The organism is Bradyrhizobium sp. 1(2017), assembly GCF_011602485.2.
Taxonomy (GTDB): Bacteria; Pseudomonadota; Alphaproteobacteria; order Rhizobiales; family Xanthobacteraceae; genus Bradyrhizobium.
The window spans coordinates 2,282,568-2,296,632 of the sequence record NZ_CP050022.2 but is presented as its reverse complement, the minus strand read 5'-3'; the positions used below and the strand labels follow the sequence as shown (position 1 = coordinate 2,296,632).

Sequence of the window (14,065 nt, the reverse complement as noted above, 5' to 3'; positions counted from 1 at the left end):
TGAGAGCGATAACGCGCCCAGCGACTTCTCGGAGGAACGTGAGAATGCTCGGTTTGATGCAAGATTGGCCCCTGCTCTGCCACCGGATCATCGAACACGCTGCCAGGATTCATGGCAAGCAGGAGGTGGTCACGCGGTCGGTCGAGGGACCGATCCATCGTACCAACTACGCCGAAATCCACGGGCGCGCGCTCAAGGTCTCGCAGATGCTGGAGCGCGACAACATCAAGCTCGGCGACCGCGTCGCAACGATCGCCTGGAACACCTGGCGCCATCTCGAGGTGTGGTACGGCATCATGGGGATCGGCGCCATCTGCCATACCGTCAATCCTCGCCTTTTCCCCGAGCAGATCGCCTGGATCGTCAACCATGCGCAGGACCGCATCGTGGTGACCGACCTCACCTTCATTCCGATCCTGGAGAAGATCGCCGACAAGCTGCCGAGCGTGGAACGCTACGTCGTGCTCACCGACAAGGCGCACATGCCGCAGACCACGCTGAAGAATGTGGTGGCCTACGAGGACTGGATCGCGCAGGCCGACGGCAAATTCAAATGGAAGGACTTTGACGAGAACACGGCAGCCGCCATGTGCTACACGTCCGGCACCACCGGCGATCCGAAGGGTGTGCTGTATTCGCATCGCTCCAACGTGCTGCACGCGCTGATGGCCAACAATGTCGACGCGCTCGGTACCAGCGCGTCCGAGACAATGCTGCCGGTGGTTCCGCTGTTCCATGCCAACAGCTGGGGCATCGCCTTCTCCGCGCCCTCGCAGGGCACCAAGCTGGTGATGCCCGGCGCCAAGCTCGACGGCGCCTCGGTGTACGAGCTGCTCTCGACCGAGAAGGTGACGCACACCGCGGGCGTGCCGACGGTGTGGCTGATGCTGCTCCAGCACATGGCTGCGAACAATCTGAAGCTGCCCGAACTGAAGATGGTGATCTGCGGCGGCTCGGCGATGCCGCGCTCGATGATCAAGGCGTTCCTCGACATGGGCTCGAACGTGCGCCACGCCTGGGGCATGACCGAGATGAGCCCGATCGGCAGCGTCGCGGCGCTGAAGCCGCCGTTCCAGAACGCAACCGGCGATGCCAGGCTCGACGTGCTCCAGATGCAGGGCTATGCGCCCTTCGCGGTCGAGATGAAGATCACGGACGATGCCGGCAAGGAGCTGCCGTGGGACGGCAAGACCTTCGGCCGTCTCAAGGTCTCCGGCCCGGCCGTCGCCAAGGCCTACTACCGGGTCGATGCCAACATCCTCGACGAGGACGGCTTCTTCGACACCGGCGACGTCTCGACCATCGACGAGGACGGCTACATGCGGATCACCGACCGCTCCAAGGACGTGATCAAGTCCGGCGGCGAATGGATTTCCTCGATTGACCTCGAAAACCTCGCGGTCGGCCATCCCGCCGTCGCGGAAGCCGCCGTGATCGGCGTGTTCCACCCCAAATGGGACGAGCGGCCGCTGCTGATCGTGCAGCTCAAGCAGGGCCAGCAGGCCACGCGCGAGGACATCCTGAAGTTCATGGACGGCAAGATCGCCAAATGGTGGATGCCGGACGACGTCGCCTTCGTCGAAGGCATCCCGCATACCGCGACGGGCAAGATCCTGAAGACCGCGCTGCGCGACCAGTTCAAGGATTACCGCTTCCCGAACGCGGCGGCGTAGTTCCTGACGGGCGTCGTGCCCGGGCGTGACCCGGGCATCCACATATCGACCGCGGAAAAGATAGGCGTGGATGGCCGGGTCAAGCCCGGCCATGACGGCGAGATGGGTGGCGGAACCCTTGAATTTGGCCTCCGGCCGTGGTCTCAACGGCACATCGTCGCGCCAGATCGGCCGGCGCCACCTCCCAGACCCCGGCAGAGCTTAACCCGATGGCCCGCAGGTTTTCCGCTCCCTACCAGTCGGAGCCCGTGTCCAGCCTCGCGACCTGGGCGCGCAATCTGGCCGTGTTCGCGGTGGTGGCGGTCGTGGTCTCGATCATCATCGTCCGCTTCGACTTCCTGGAGATGAAGCCGGCGCTGATGACCTTCTTCGGCGGGCTCGTGATCGCCGGCCTCTCGATTCTGGTCGGGCTCGCCGGCTTTGCCGCGATCTGGCAGAACGGCTCGCGTGGCATGGGGCGTATCCTGCTCGCTTTCCTGATCAATGCGTTGATCCTCGCTTATCCCGCCTATCTCGCCCTGCAATATCGCAAGCTGCCGGCGATCCACGACATCACCACCAACCCGATCGACCCGCCGCGCTTCGACGCGCTGGCGCCCGTACGCACCGGCGACGGCACCAACACCGCGGTCTATGCCGGCCTCTATTCGGCTGAACAACAGCGCCAGTTCTATCCCGACATCGAGCCGATCGAGCTGGAGATCCCGGTCGACCGCGCCTATGCGATCGCGCGCCAGCTCGTCAACAAGCGCAAATGGCTCGTCATCGACGAGCGCGCGCCGCAGCCGCCGCGACGGATCGGCCGCATCGAGGCGGTGGCGCGCACGCCGATCATGGGTTTCCGCGAGGACGTCTCGATACGGGTCGTGGCCGATGGCGAGGATTCCCGCGTCGATATCCGCTCCTCCTCGCGCTATTTCGACAGCGACCTCGGCAGCAATGCCGCCCGCGTCAAGAAATTCATCGAGGATCTCAACACGGCTGCCGATGCCGATGCGCTGAAGCCGGTGAAGAAGACGCCGGTCGCACCGCCCAAGGCGCCGGCGAAGACGGTGAAGAAGTGACGCGCTAGCGTCAATCCGGGGCGGTCCGCAGGACCGAGCTCGGAATCCATTCATCCACACCAATGCTGCGGCCCGATGGATTCCGGGTTCGCGCTGACGCGCCCCGGAATGACGAGCTAAGCCATCCGATACGACCCGCCGATGACGGGATCGCCGTCCGTTGCCACCACGCCGCGCGCGACCAGATCTTCCAGATGCGCCAGAACGGAATAGCCGGCCGCCGTCGTGAGCCGGGGATCGATGCCGATATAGATCGCGCGCACCATGGTCGGGATGTCGGTCTCGCCCTTGGCGAGGCGATGCAGGATCGAAGCTTCACGCGCCTTGCGATGACGGATCAGGAAGCGCACGAAGCGCGGGCCGTCGGGGATCTCGGGGCCGTGGCCGGAGAAGTAGAGATCCTCCTCACGCGCGGCAAGGCGATCGAGCGAGTCCATATAGTCGGTCATCGAGCCGTCGGGCGGCGCTACGATCGAGGTCGACCAGCCCATCACGTGATCGCCGACGAAGTTGAACTTCCGCTCGAACCAGGCGAAGGCGAGATGGTTGGCGGTGTGGCCGGGCGTTGCCACCGCCTCGAGCCGCCAGCCATCGCCTTCGACGACGTCGCCATGCGCGATCCTGATATCGGGGGCGAAGTCGCGGTCGGCACCGGATTCCGGGTTATGTTTCTCGCTTTCGAAACGCGGACGCGAGGCGCGGTGCGGGCCTTCGGCATAGACGGGCGCGCCGGTCGCCTGCTTGATCCGCGCGGTATTCGGCGAATGGTCGCGGTGGGTGTGGGTGACGAAGATGTGGCTCACCGTCTCGCCGCGCACGGCATCGAGCAGTGCTGCCGCATGCGCCGCATCGTCCGGGCCGGGGTCGATGATCGCGACGTTGCCGGTGCCGACGATGTAGCTGACCGTGCCGGTGAAGGTGAACGGGCTCGGATTGTTACAGAGCACGCGCCGCACGCCGGGGCGGACTTCCTCGACGATTCCAGGCTTCAGCGGAAAGTTGCGGTTGAACGGAACGTCGTCGTTGTCGGACATGGCTTCTTCTTTGTTCTTTGACGTCATTCCGGGATGGCCCGCGAGGGCCAGACTCGCGATACGGCCCGAGATTCTCAGGTGCGCAATTGCGCACCTGAGTTCGCGCTTCGCGCGCCCCGGAATGACAGAAGACGTGGTTAGAAAAACGCCTGAATGCCCGTGATCGCGCGGCCCAGGATCAGGGCGTGAACGTCGTGGGTCCCCTCGTAGGTGTTGACCGTCTCGAGGTTATGGACGTGGCGCATCACGTGGTACTCGATCGAGATGCCGTTGCCGCCGTGCATGTCGCGGGCGGTGCGGGCGATGTCGAGCGCCTTGCCGCAATTGTTGCGCTTCATGATCGAGATCATCTCGGGCGCGAACTTGCCCTCGTCCATCAGGCGGCCGACCCGAAGCGAGCCCTGCAGGCCCAGCGCAATCTCGGTCTCCATGTCTGCGAGCTTCTTCTGCACGAGCTGGGTCGCCGCGAGCGGCTTGCCGAACTGCTTGCGGTCGAGCGTGTACTGGCGGGCGCGATGCATGCAGTCCTCGGCGGCGCCGAGCGCACCCCAGGAGATGCCGTAGCGGGCGCGGTTGAGGCAGCCGAACGGACCCTTGAGACCGGAGACGTTGGGCAGCAAGGCGTCTTCCGGAACCACGACGCCGTCCATCACGACCTCACCCGTGATGGAGGCGCGAAGCGAGAGCTTGCCGCCGATCTTCGGCGCGGAGAGGCCCTTCATGCCCTTCTCCAGCACGAAGCCGCGGATCTGGTTGTCGTGCGCCGCCGACTTGGCCCAGACCACGAACACGTCGGCGATCGGCGCGTTCGAGATCCACATCTTGCTGCCGGTCAGGCGATAACCGTCAGCCACCTTCTCGGCGCGGGTTTTCATGCCCGCCGGATCGGAGCCGGCGTCCGGCTCGGTCAGGCCGAAGCAGCCGACCCATTCGCCGCTGGCGAGCTTCGGCAGGTACTTCTTGCGCTGGTTCTCGTCGCCATAGGCGTAGATCGGATACATCACCAGCGAGGACTGCACCGAATTCATCGAGCGGTAGCCGGAATCGACCCGCTCGATCTCGCGCGCGACGAGGCCATAGGCGACGTAGCTCGCATTGGCGCAGCCATATTCCTCGGGCAGCGTGATGCCGATCAGGCCGAGCTCGCCCATCTCGTTGAATATCTCGCGATCGGTCTTCTCTTCGAGATAGGCCTTGGAGACACGCGGCAGCAGCTTGTCCTGGGCATAGGCGCGGGCGGTGTCGCGCACCATGCGCTCGTCTTCGGTGAGCTGCTCGTCGAGCAGGAACGGATCGTCCCACTGGAAAGAAGCCGCAGCCGGCTTGTCCTTGGTCTGAGGGCGCACGCTCATGAAACGTCCTTTCGCGTCTGGTTCCGTCAAAATTTGCCCGACAAATTAAAGCGCCGCGGCAACAAGTGCAATTGCATCCTGTTCAGTCATTCCGGGACAACGCGAAGCGTCGAACCCCGGAATCTCCTCGTCTGCAACATCGAGAGTCCGGGTCCGGCGCTTTCAGCGCCGGTCCGGAATGACAGCGCTAGCCTTCGAGCTGCTCGTTGGCGACGATCTCGATGCCGAAGCCCGACAAGCCCTTGTAGTCGTGCACCGAGGAGGTGAGATGCCGGATCGAGGTGACGCCAAGGTCACGCAGGATCTGCGCGCCGACGCCGACCTCGCGCCATTGCCGGTTGCGGTCCGCCTCGGTCGCGCTCTCGTCGGGCAGCGGTGACACGGGAACACCGGCTGCGCCGTCGCGCAAGTAAACCAGGACGCCACGACCGGATTTCTTGAAGTGCTCGAGCACCACTGCCATGCGCTTGTGGCCGGTAAAGGTGTCCTTGACGATGTTGGGCTTGTGGAAGCGCGTCAGCACGTTCTTGCCGTCGCCGACGCCGTTGTAGACGAAGGCGACATGGGCGATGGAATCGAACGGGGAGCGATAGGCGTAGCCCTGCAAGGGACCGATCGGGCTCTCGGTGACGAAGGTCGAAACCCGCTCGATCAGCTTTTCGCGCGCCTGACGGTAGGCGATCATATCCGCGATGGTGACGTGCTTGAGCTTGTGCTGGGCGGCAAAGCGGGAAACCTGTTCCCCCTTCATCACGCTGCCGTCGTCGTTCATGAGCTCGCTGATGACGCCGACCGGCGGCAGGCCGGAAAGCTTGCAGAGATCGACCGCGGCCTCGGTATGGCCGGAGCGCAAGAGCACGCCGCCGTCCTTGGCGATCAGCGGGAAGATGTGGCCGGGCCGCGCGAAATCGTTGGCGCCGACATTGGGATTGGACAGCGCCCGGCAGCACGAGGCGCGCTCCTCGGCCGAGATGCCGGTGCCGCCGTCAGGCTTGTAGTCGATCGAGACCGTGAACGCGGTGGTGTGCGCGGAATCGTTGTGGGCGACCATCGGATCGAGCCGCAGCCGGCGCGCGTCCTCGGTCGTCACGGGCGCGCAGACGATGCCGGAGGTGTGGCGGATGATGAACGCCATCTTCTCGGCGGTGCAGAGCGAGGCGGCGACGATCAGATCGCCCTCGCCCTCGCGATCCTCGTCGTCGGTGACGACCACGAGCTCGCCCCGGGCAAAGGCCTGCAAGACTTCCTGAACGCTATCGGGCATTTCCCAATCTCTATCGGTTATGGCCGGGAGGCTTAGCCGGACTTGAGCCGGGGCGCTAGTGTTCCCAGCGCAACCACTTATGCCGGACGGCAAGCCTGCCGGGGTGGTTCACCCTTGCACCGAAGATACCAAGGATATAGGTGCCGCGCGCCGGAGAGGAAGCGGCCGGGCCGGTCAGGGCAGCACTTCGCGCCGCTCGCCGAGGCGCTGATCGAGCTCGGAACGCTTGTCGGCCAGAAGGCCGGCCTGGGCCGCCTCGATCACCGTAAACAGCTCGTGGGCGTCGCTGAGCCGGGTCACGGTGACATAGCTGGCGCCGGCCTCGTAGAGCTCGCCGACATCGGCCAGGAGATCGGCAGTCGCCACGATCAGGGCAGTGGGATTGAGCGCGCGGACGTGGCGGACCAGCTTCTCGTTGGTGGCGCCCTTCAGCAGCGAATCCGGCACGCTGAGAATGATCATCTCGGACTTGCCGACGCCGGCATGGAGCAGCGTGTCGACATTGCTGATATCGCCATAGATCACGTGCAGGCCGCGCGAGAGCAGGGTCTGGTACACATTGGGGTTGAAATCGACCACCGTGATCTGCTCCAGCAGCACCGGGGCCTGCCGCTCGATCTCGGCGAGAAGCGCGCTCGCCGCACGGAAAAAGCCGAGAATGACGATGCGGCGGGCCTCGCCATGGGCGCCCTCATGGCCATCTTCGCCATGACCGTTGCCGTGATCGAGGTCGCGCAGGCCGATCCGCTTCAAGGGACCGATCGCCCAGCGGGTGATCTCGTCGCTGCGGGTCATCACGAAGGTCGAAAGCACGGCCAGCACCACGAAGGCGAAGGAGGCCGCGTTCGCCGTCTCCGGCGCGATGTGATGGTCGGCGATGCCGGTCTGGATCACCACAAGCGAGAACTCGGAGATCTGCGCGAGGTTGAGCGCCGGCAACAGGCTCGCGCGCAGCCCCTGCTTCATCAGGTAGAGCGGCGTGAAGGTGGTCACGAGGCGGCTCACCACCGTGAACGCCGCGATCATCAATGCGAGCCCGATCACGGAGAGGCCGGGCACGGGAATGGTCATCCCGAGGGTGACGAAGAACAGCGTGATGAAGAAGTCGCGGAGCGTGGTGACCTTGGCGGTGACGTCGAGCGCGTAAGGAAAGGTCGAGAGCGAGACGCCGGCGATCAGCGCGCCCATCTCGCGCGACAGCGACAGCCGCTCCGCGGTCTCGGCGACCAGAAAGCACCAGGCCAGCGCGCCGAGCAAGATCAACTCGGGGCGGCGGGCAATCTGATGGAACAGGCGCGGCAGCACGTAGCGGCTAACCAGCAGCGCGGCGGCGACCAGCACCGCGACGCGGCCGATCGAGAGCACGATGACGCTGACCTGCAGATTGGCGAGGCTCGGCTGCACCGCCAGGAACAGGATCGCGAAGATGTCCTGGAGCACCAGCACGCCGAGCGTGATGCGGCCCGGCAACGTGTCCAGCTCGCGCTTCTCATAGAGCACCTTGACGATGATGACCGTGCTCGACAACGCGCAGGCGACACAGAGATAGATCGCATCGAAACGCCCGCCGCCCAGCGACAGGCCGATTCCGACGAAGAACAGGACCCCGAGCAGGCAGCCTCCGAGCAGCTGGCCGCCCGCCGCGAACAGAATCACCTTGCCCGCCCGTACGATCTTCTTGAGGTCGATCTCAAGCCCGATCATGAACAGCATAAAGATCAGGCCGAGCTCGGAGATGACGCTGATCGATTCTTGCGAGTGGACCCACCCGGCGCCAAAGGGACCTATGCAGAAGCCGGCGACAAGGTAGGCCAGGATCAGGGGTTGCCGGGAAAAATGGGCGAGCAGACCCAGCATCCAGGCGAACAGAATACAGAGAGTGATGTCGCGAATGAACTCGTGCATGCCAAATTGGTCCGTTTTTGCCGCACCCTAGAGACGGGTTGCGGTGCGACAAGCGAGCAATTCGTCACATGGGGATAAAGGGCTTCCGCGCAGCCATGCTGCAGTCCCCCTCGCCTTTGCCGTGCCCGCCGCCGCGCAATCCAAGATCAGTATCGAACAAAAGTTTGCCGATTCGCTCACCGAGCGTGCACAACGCCTCCGAGACCCAGCCGCTGGCGGCCCAACGCATCGCCTATTTCGACACCGCAAGCAAGCAGGTCGAGAGCTATCGGGAGGTCCGGAAGGCGGGATTGCCGAGCCCCTTTGTTCAAGCCTTGATGCTTGGCGGCGTCGGCAATGCGCATTACGCTTTCATCAGCCACGTCCGACCCGGACGGCTGGCGAGAACTGACCCGGCCAGCCGCTGCAACGCCGGCTGCTCAACAAGAACAAAACGAGGAACTCCCCATGACGTCCAGCTTCGATTTCGCGCCCCTGTTTCCGGCAGGGCTGCCGGCCCCTTCTGCACGCTGGACGGGCCTTGCCAAATACAGCTTCGTCGGCGGCAACAACGATTCCGAACAGATCCCCCTCGAGGGCCTGATCGAGGCCACCAACCTCGCGCTCCAACGCGAGGGCCGCTCACTCGCCACCTACGGGCTGGCGCACGGCCCGCAGGGTTACCTGCCCTTGCGCGAATTCCTGGTGACGAAGCTGAAGCGCGATGCCGGGATCACCTGCACGGTGGACGATCTCCTGATCGTCTCGGGCTCGCTCCAGGCGCTCGATCTCGTCAACGCCACGCTGCTGGCCCGCGGCGACACCGTGATCTTCGAGCAGGAGAGCTATCAGGGCTCGCTGACGCGCCTGGCACGGCTCGGCGTCAACGTGGTGGGCATTCCGCTCGACAAGGACGGCATGCGCATGGACGTCCTCGCCTCGACGCTCGCCGACCTGAAAAGCCGCGGCATCCGGCCGAAATACATCTACACCATCCCGACGGTGCAGAACCCCACCGGCAGCATCATGCCGGAGAGCCGGCGTGCCGAGCTGCTGCGCCTGTCATCCGAATACGGCGTGCCCATCTTCGAGGACGATTGCTATGCCGACCTCGTCTGGTCGGGACAGCGGCCGCCCGCGATCCACGCGATGAGCCCGAACGGCGGCGTGATCCATATCGGCTCGTTCTCGAAATCGATCGCGCCGGCGCTGCGCGTCGGCTTCATCGTCGCGCCCTGGGATGTGATGTCGCGGATGCTGGCGCTGAAGACGGATGCCGGTTCGGGGGCGCTGGAGCAGATGGTGCTTGCGACGTATTGCAAGCCACATTTTTCGACCCACGTGCCGGCGCTGACGAAGGCGCTGCGCACCAAGCTCGATACGCTGATGGAAGCGCTCAACGAGCAGTTCGGAACGGCGGCCGAGTTCGAGGAGCCCAAGGGCGGCATCTTCCTCTGGGTGAAGCTGCCCGACCAGGTCGACACGCTGAAGCTCTATCAGGCCGCGCTCGCCGCCGGCGTCTCGATCAATCCGGGGCCGGAATGGTCGACCAACAAGAGCCATTCCGGTTCGCGGCTACGGCTGTGCTTTGCAAGCCCCACGCATCAGCAGATCCGGGAGGGCGTCGCCGTGCTGGCCGAGGTCTGCCGCCGCGAGTTCGGCGTGCCGGCCCGCAGCGCCAATGTAGAGAAGCGGGCCTGATACTCAGGCCGCCTGGGGCTGGCTGCTGTGGATCGCGGAGGCCAGCCGCAGCAACAGGACGATCGAGACGTTGCCCTTGCCGGCCTCGATCTGGGCGATGTAGCGCTCGGAAATGCCGGAGCGGCGGGCCAGCTCGCGGCGCGAAAGGTCACAGCGCGTGCGCGACGACCGCAGGCGATCGCCCAGCTCGGCCAGAAACGCGGTCTCGGAATATGGCGGCACCGCGCAGCTCCCGGGAAGCACCTCGCCCGCAAAATCCATGACTTGATTGAGCATTGATCTATCCACGCATCGCCTTCGGGAAGCGCATCTTACCCCGGATGCGGCCGGCCTCATTGACGCGGATCAAATTCGCGCGCGATCGACAGCCGGCATGGACGGCTGCGCGCGGGATGCTACATTCTGGAATTCTTCGAGGCGGGGACTTGCCGACACATGACGGGTTGTTTGAGCCGCCGGACCGCGGCTGCGTTGCTATGGATCGTACTCGCGTCCACGGCGCGCGCCGAAACGCTTGCTGCGACGGTCGAGCAATGGGGCCTGCTCGGCTCATGGGCGGTCGACTGCACGGTTCGTCCCGACCGCGACAAGGGCGCGCTCCTGACATACGAGATCAGGAAGGACGGCAGGGTGATGTACCGGCGCAATTTCGGCGACGCCAAGGACGAGAGCGAGGTCGTCTCCGCCACGGTCAATGCCGAGGGCCTGCTCAACGTGATGGTGTTCTTCCCCTCGATGCATCAGACGCGCGAATTTGGACTCCTCTTGCAGAAGGACGGCAGCCTGCGCGCGCTCTACAATCGCAGCGAGCGCGGCGAGTACACGATCAGGGACGGCAGATACGTCGCGACCGGCGCGCCCACACCCGCACAACAACGCTGCGATTGATCCTCATTTTTTGGCATGATCTCATCGCAGAACCGCTGCACACTTTTCCAAATCATGCCCAGCTGAACATCCGTTCAGAATTCTCTTCCCGTTCCTCCGGAACGTTCGCCCGAATGCGCGGTTTAGTTTTGCATTCGATTGGAGGAGGACATCATGAAGAAGCTTGGTTATATGGTTGCGGCTCTGGGTGCGCTCGTGATCGCGGCGCCGACGCTGGCAAGTGCGGAGACGGTGGTGATCAAGCGCGGTCATCATCATCACCACGGCCCGTACGGCGCCCGTGCCGAATATCGCACGCATCATGACCACGGCTGGCATCGCGGATATCATCGCGGCAACAAGGTCGTCGTGATCAAGCGCAGCCATCGCCACCACCATTGGGACTAATGCGCAACGCAAGATGGAAATGGCCCCTCACGGGGCCATTTCTTATGCGCATTCGACAACGTCTTCCTCGCCTAGTCCCACGCCGGCGCAAAGCCCGGATTGACGCAGCGCGTGTCCTTGGCCAGCGCGGCGATCTTCCTGCGGTCGGCATCGTCGAGCGTGATCTTCAGCGCATCGAGATTGGCCTGCTGGCTTTCGCGGCGCGATGCCTTCGGGATCGCGGCGACGCCGTCCTGGTCGAGCAGCCATTTCAGCGCGACCTGCGCTGCGGTCGCGTCGTGCCTGGCGCCGATGTCAGCCAGCACCGGATCGCTCGCGAAACGTCCCTGCGCCAGCGGACAATAGGCGACCAGCGGGATCGACTTGGCCTTGAGATAGGCCAGCAGCTTCGATTGATCGAGCATGGCGTGATATTCGACCTGGTTGCAGGCGATCGGCGCCTTGATGTCCTCGACCGCGATCTTGAGCAGCGCCGTGGTGAAATTGGCAACGCCGATGGCTCGTGTGCGCCCTTCCTCCCTCAGCTTCATCAGTGTCTCGAACACCGCGCCCCAGTTCGCGGATGTCGACGGCCAGTGCACGAGATAGAGGTCGACATGATCGAGCCGGAGCTTGTTCAGGCTGGCATCGAACGCGCGCCGGATCGCATCCGGGCTGAGGTTCTCGTGCCAGACCTTCGTGGTGACGTGCAACTCGCCGCGGGGCACGCGCGAGGCGGCGATGGCTGAGCCGATCGGCTCCTCATTGGCGTACATCTCGGCCGTGTCGACATGGCGATAGCCGAGCGCAAGCGCGCTCTCGACTGCGGCACGACAGGCATCGCCTTGCATGCGGAAGGTGCCGAGGCCGAGCTTGGGCATGCTGATGCCCTGTGTCTTCAGATGGTCCATGAACAGGCTCCTGACGTCATTCCATCCCGCCAGAGGCGCGGACGGGCCGCGGCGACAGACTCTTCGGTGATGGAAACGAAATGGCGGGAACGGTGACTATAGCGGGGAGGCGCGGCGGGGCAATCAAGATCGGGCTAGCTCCTGGAGCTCACAAGGCCTCTCTACCGTCATGCCCGGGCTTGTCCCGGGCATCCACGCTCTTCGTGCCGGCGGCAAGGCGTGGATGGCCGGGACAACCCCGGCCATGACGGCGGGGAGAACGTGCTTTCACGAGTGCTGCGCCACCACGGCCGGTCGGGTCTGCGGCTGCGACTCGATGGCGACCGACCAGAGGTCGCGGTTCTCGACGTCCTTCAGGGTCACGGTCATCACGCCGGTCGCGCCATCGATGTCGACACGACCGAAGAACTGCAGGCCGAAGCACGGAGCCAGGTTCTCGCCCTGCTCGGCGCTACAGCCGTGCTGATACATCGCGACCGGGCCAAAGGTGTCATCGAGTTCGCCCGGCCCCCAGGTGCCGGCATGGATCGGGCCGGAGACGAACTCCCAGAACGGCTCGAACTCCTGGAATTGCGCCTTGCTCGGATCGTAGTAATGCGCGGCGGTGTAGTGCATGTCGGCGGTGAGCCAGACGATGTTGCGAATGCCGGCGCGCTTGATGGAGCCGAGCAGGTCGGCGATCTCATGCTCGCGTCGGTCGGGCGGCCCGTCGCCGAGCGCAACGGCGTCGAGGCTGATCAAGCCGATCGACAGATCGGCCGCGATCACCTTCCAGGTCGCGCGCGAGGCGGCGAGCTCGCGCTTGAGCCAGGCAAGCTGCTCTGTGCCGAGGACCCAGCCGCGATGGTCGCTGCCCTTGTTCCAGCTATCGTCGCGATAGCTGCGCATGTCGAGCATGAAGACGTCGAGCAGCGGGCCGTAAGCGATCTTGCGATAGACCCGGCCCTGCCGCGCGCCGAGGTCGCGGATCGGCATGAAATCGAAGAAGGCCCGGCGGGCGCGCGCGACCAGGCGCGGCGTGCCGTCGTCCTCATAGCCGGCGGCATCGTAGCTCCCGGTCGGCGACCAGTCGTTGGTGACCTCGTGGTCGTCCCATTGCGCGAACATCGCCACTTCGGCGTGGAAGGCGCGAAAATGTTCGTCGAGATGGTTGTATTTGTAATTGCCGCGGAACTGCGCCAGCGTATGCGCGACCTCGGATTTCTCCTCGGTGACGAGGTTGCGCCATGTCTCGCCGTTCGGCAGCTTCTGCTCGGCAGGAACCGTGCAGTCAGCGTAGATGTGGTCGCCGGAGTGGATGAAGAAATCCGGACGGTTGTCGAGCATGGTGCGATAGCAGCGATATCCGCCCCGCGAGACGTCGATGCCCCAGCCCTGCCCCGCAGTGTCGCCGGACCACAGGAACGAGATCGACCGGCCCGCTGCCGGCGCGGTGCGGAAATGACCGGTGCGGCTCTCACCGGAGATGCCGGTCGCAATGTCGTCGAAGCGCACGCGATAGAAGATGTCCTGCCCGGGTGGCAGGTCGTTCAGCAGCAGCTTTGCGGTGAAATCGGCATCGGGCAGCGCATCGCGCGAAGCCGACGCAATGATCGTCTTGAAGCTCTCCACGGTCGAGCACTCCACCTGCATCCGCGCGGGCCGGTCGGCCCGGGCCCAGATCACGGCTGAGCCGTCGGAGACATCGCCGGACTGGAAGCCGCCAGCGATCTGCGGGCGATCGGCCGCGCGACTGAGATGAGGCTTTGCAAGCGTGCCGAGCGAGGCTACGGCGAGACTGGAGGTCGAGCGGACCAGGAACTGCCGCCGGGTCCATGCGCGCGAGGCGCGGAGCGTTGCCATTCAGGAGACCTTCGTCGAATCGCGACGGAAGGTGCCTGCGCTCCTTGACTCCTACCCTGATGGTTTTTTGACTCCGTGCCGACGGT

Annotated in this window: 12 protein-coding genes; 5 read left to right on the top strand and 7 right to left on the bottom strand. The window is 64.7% G+C overall.

What is annotated here, in order from left to right; genetic code table 11:
* The first annotated feature begins 44 nt into the window (after nucleotides 1-44).
* Together HAP40_RS10995 and HAP40_RS10990 are read left to right on the top strand one after the other, a co-directional pair.
* The gene (locus HAP40_RS10995) at nucleotides 45-1,673 is read left to right on the top strand and encodes a fatty-acid--CoA ligase (RefSeq protein ID WP_166817783.1); all 1,629 of its coding nucleotides are present in this window, start codon (nucleotides 45-47) and stop codon (nucleotides 1,671-1,673) included.
* Between the two features lie 209 nt (nucleotides 1,674-1,882).
* Nucleotides 1,883-2,737, top strand: a complete 855-nt coding sequence (locus HAP40_RS10990; protein ID WP_166817784.1) for a DUF1499 domain-containing protein — start codon at nucleotides 1,883-1,885, stop codon at nucleotides 2,735-2,737.
* A 116-nt stretch (nucleotides 2,738-2,853) separates the two neighbouring features.
* Here HAP40_RS10990 and HAP40_RS10985 read toward each other — a convergent pair whose 3' ends face one another.
* From HAP40_RS10985 to HAP40_RS10970, 4 genes are all read right to left on the bottom strand, one after another.
* Nucleotides 2,854-3,771, bottom strand: coding sequence for an MBL fold metallo-hydrolase (locus tag HAP40_RS10985; RefSeq protein ID WP_166817785.1), 918 nt, complete (start codon nucleotides 3,769-3,771; stop codon nucleotides 2,854-2,856).
* 137 nt (nucleotides 3,772-3,908) lie between these two features.
* Nucleotides 3,909-5,123, bottom strand: coding sequence for an acyl-CoA dehydrogenase (locus HAP40_RS10980; protein WP_166817786.1), 1,215 nt, complete (start codon nucleotides 5,121-5,123; stop codon nucleotides 3,909-3,911).
* Between the two features lie 187 nt (nucleotides 5,124-5,310).
* Complete coding sequence (gene ribB, locus HAP40_RS10975) at nucleotides 5,311-6,387, bottom strand: 3,4-dihydroxy-2-butanone-4-phosphate synthase (protein ID WP_166817787.1); 1,077 nt, start codon at nucleotides 6,385-6,387, stop codon at nucleotides 5,311-5,313.
* A gap of 174 nt (nucleotides 6,388-6,561) precedes the next feature.
* Nucleotides 6,562-8,292 carry a cation:proton antiporter gene (locus tag HAP40_RS10970; protein ID WP_166817788.1) on the bottom strand — a complete coding sequence of 577 codons (1,731 nt, stop codon included), beginning with the start codon at nucleotides 8,290-8,292 and terminating at the stop codon, nucleotides 6,562-6,564.
* A 447-nt stretch (nucleotides 8,293-8,739) separates the two neighbouring features.
* On the opposite strand from HAP40_RS10970, the gene HAP40_RS10965 reads away from it, so the two are divergent.
* Entirely contained in the window at nucleotides 8,740-9,972 is a 1,233-nt protein-coding gene (locus tag HAP40_RS10965; protein ID WP_166817789.1) for a PLP-dependent aminotransferase family protein, read from the top strand.
* Between the two features lie 3 nt (nucleotides 9,973-9,975).
* On the opposite strand, the gene HAP40_RS10960 is transcribed toward HAP40_RS10965, so the two are convergent.
* Nucleotides 9,976-10,248 (bottom strand): helix-turn-helix domain-containing protein, encoded by a 273-nt coding sequence (locus HAP40_RS10960; protein WP_018648688.1) that lies wholly within the window; start codon nucleotides 10,246-10,248, stop codon nucleotides 9,976-9,978.
* Between the two features lie 159 nt (nucleotides 10,249-10,407).
* Between HAP40_RS10960 and HAP40_RS10955 the strand changes: the two genes are divergently transcribed.
* Nucleotides 10,408-10,860 (top strand): hypothetical protein, encoded by a 453-nt coding sequence (locus HAP40_RS10955; RefSeq protein ID WP_166817790.1) that lies wholly within the window; start codon nucleotides 10,408-10,410, stop codon nucleotides 10,858-10,860.
* A 153-nt stretch (nucleotides 10,861-11,013) separates the two neighbouring features.
* Nucleotides 11,014-11,247 (top strand): hypothetical protein, encoded by a 234-nt coding sequence (locus HAP40_RS10950; protein WP_166817791.1) that lies wholly within the window; start codon nucleotides 11,014-11,016, stop codon nucleotides 11,245-11,247.
* Nucleotides 11,248-11,318: 71 nt separating this feature from the next.
* Here the strand turns inward: HAP40_RS10950 and HAP40_RS10945 are convergent, their stop codons facing one another.
* Nucleotides 11,319-12,137, bottom strand: coding sequence for an aldo/keto reductase (locus HAP40_RS10945; protein WP_166817792.1), 819 nt, complete (start codon nucleotides 12,135-12,137; stop codon nucleotides 11,319-11,321).
* A 267-nt stretch (nucleotides 12,138-12,404) separates the two neighbouring features.
* A complete protein-coding gene (locus HAP40_RS10940; protein WP_166817793.1) occupies nucleotides 12,405-13,979 on the bottom strand; it encodes an alkaline phosphatase D family protein in 1,575 nt (524 codons plus the stop codon).
* Nucleotides 13,980-14,065 lie beyond the last annotated feature (86 nt).

What these genes read in the sequence shown, in the direction of transcription:
- HAP40_RS10995 (WP_166817783.1), top strand. Translation starts at nt 45, where the DNA reads ATGCTCGGTTTGATGCAAGATTGGCCCCTGCTCTGCCACCGGATCATC.
- HAP40_RS10990 (WP_166817784.1), top strand. Translation starts at nt 1,883, where the DNA reads ATGGCCCGCAGGTTTTCCGCTCCCTACCAGTCGGAGCCCGTGTCCAGC.
- HAP40_RS10985 (WP_166817785.1), bottom strand. Translation starts at nt 3,771, where the DNA reads ATGTCCGACAACGACGACGTTCCGTTCAACCGCAACTTTCCGCTGAAG.
- HAP40_RS10980 (WP_166817786.1), bottom strand. Translation starts at nt 5,123, where the DNA reads ATGAGCGTGCGCCCTCAGACCAAGGACAAGCCGGCTGCGGCTTCTTTC.
- ribB (WP_166817787.1), bottom strand. Translation starts at nt 6,387, where the DNA reads ATGCCCGATAGCGTTCAGGAAGTCTTGCAGGCCTTTGCCCGGGGCGAG.
- HAP40_RS10970 (WP_166817788.1), bottom strand. Translation starts at nt 8,292, where the DNA reads ATGCACGAGTTCATTCGCGACATCACTCTCTGTATTCTGTTCGCCTGG.
- HAP40_RS10965 (WP_166817789.1), top strand. Translation starts at nt 8,740, where the DNA reads ATGACGTCCAGCTTCGATTTCGCGCCCCTGTTTCCGGCAGGGCTGCCG.
- HAP40_RS10960 (WP_018648688.1), bottom strand. Translation starts at nt 10,248, where the DNA reads ATGCTCAATCAAGTCATGGATTTTGCGGGCGAGGTGCTTCCCGGGAGC.
- HAP40_RS10955 (WP_166817790.1), top strand. Translation starts at nt 10,408, where the DNA reads ATGACGGGTTGTTTGAGCCGCCGGACCGCGGCTGCGTTGCTATGGATC.
- HAP40_RS10950 (WP_166817791.1), top strand. Translation starts at nt 11,014, where the DNA reads ATGAAGAAGCTTGGTTATATGGTTGCGGCTCTGGGTGCGCTCGTGATC.
- HAP40_RS10945 (WP_166817792.1), bottom strand. Translation starts at nt 12,137, where the DNA reads ATGGACCATCTGAAGACACAGGGCATCAGCATGCCCAAGCTCGGCCTC.
- HAP40_RS10940 (WP_166817793.1), bottom strand. Translation starts at nt 13,979, where the DNA reads ATGGCAACGCTCCGCGCCTCGCGCGCATGGACCCGGCGGCAGTTCCTG.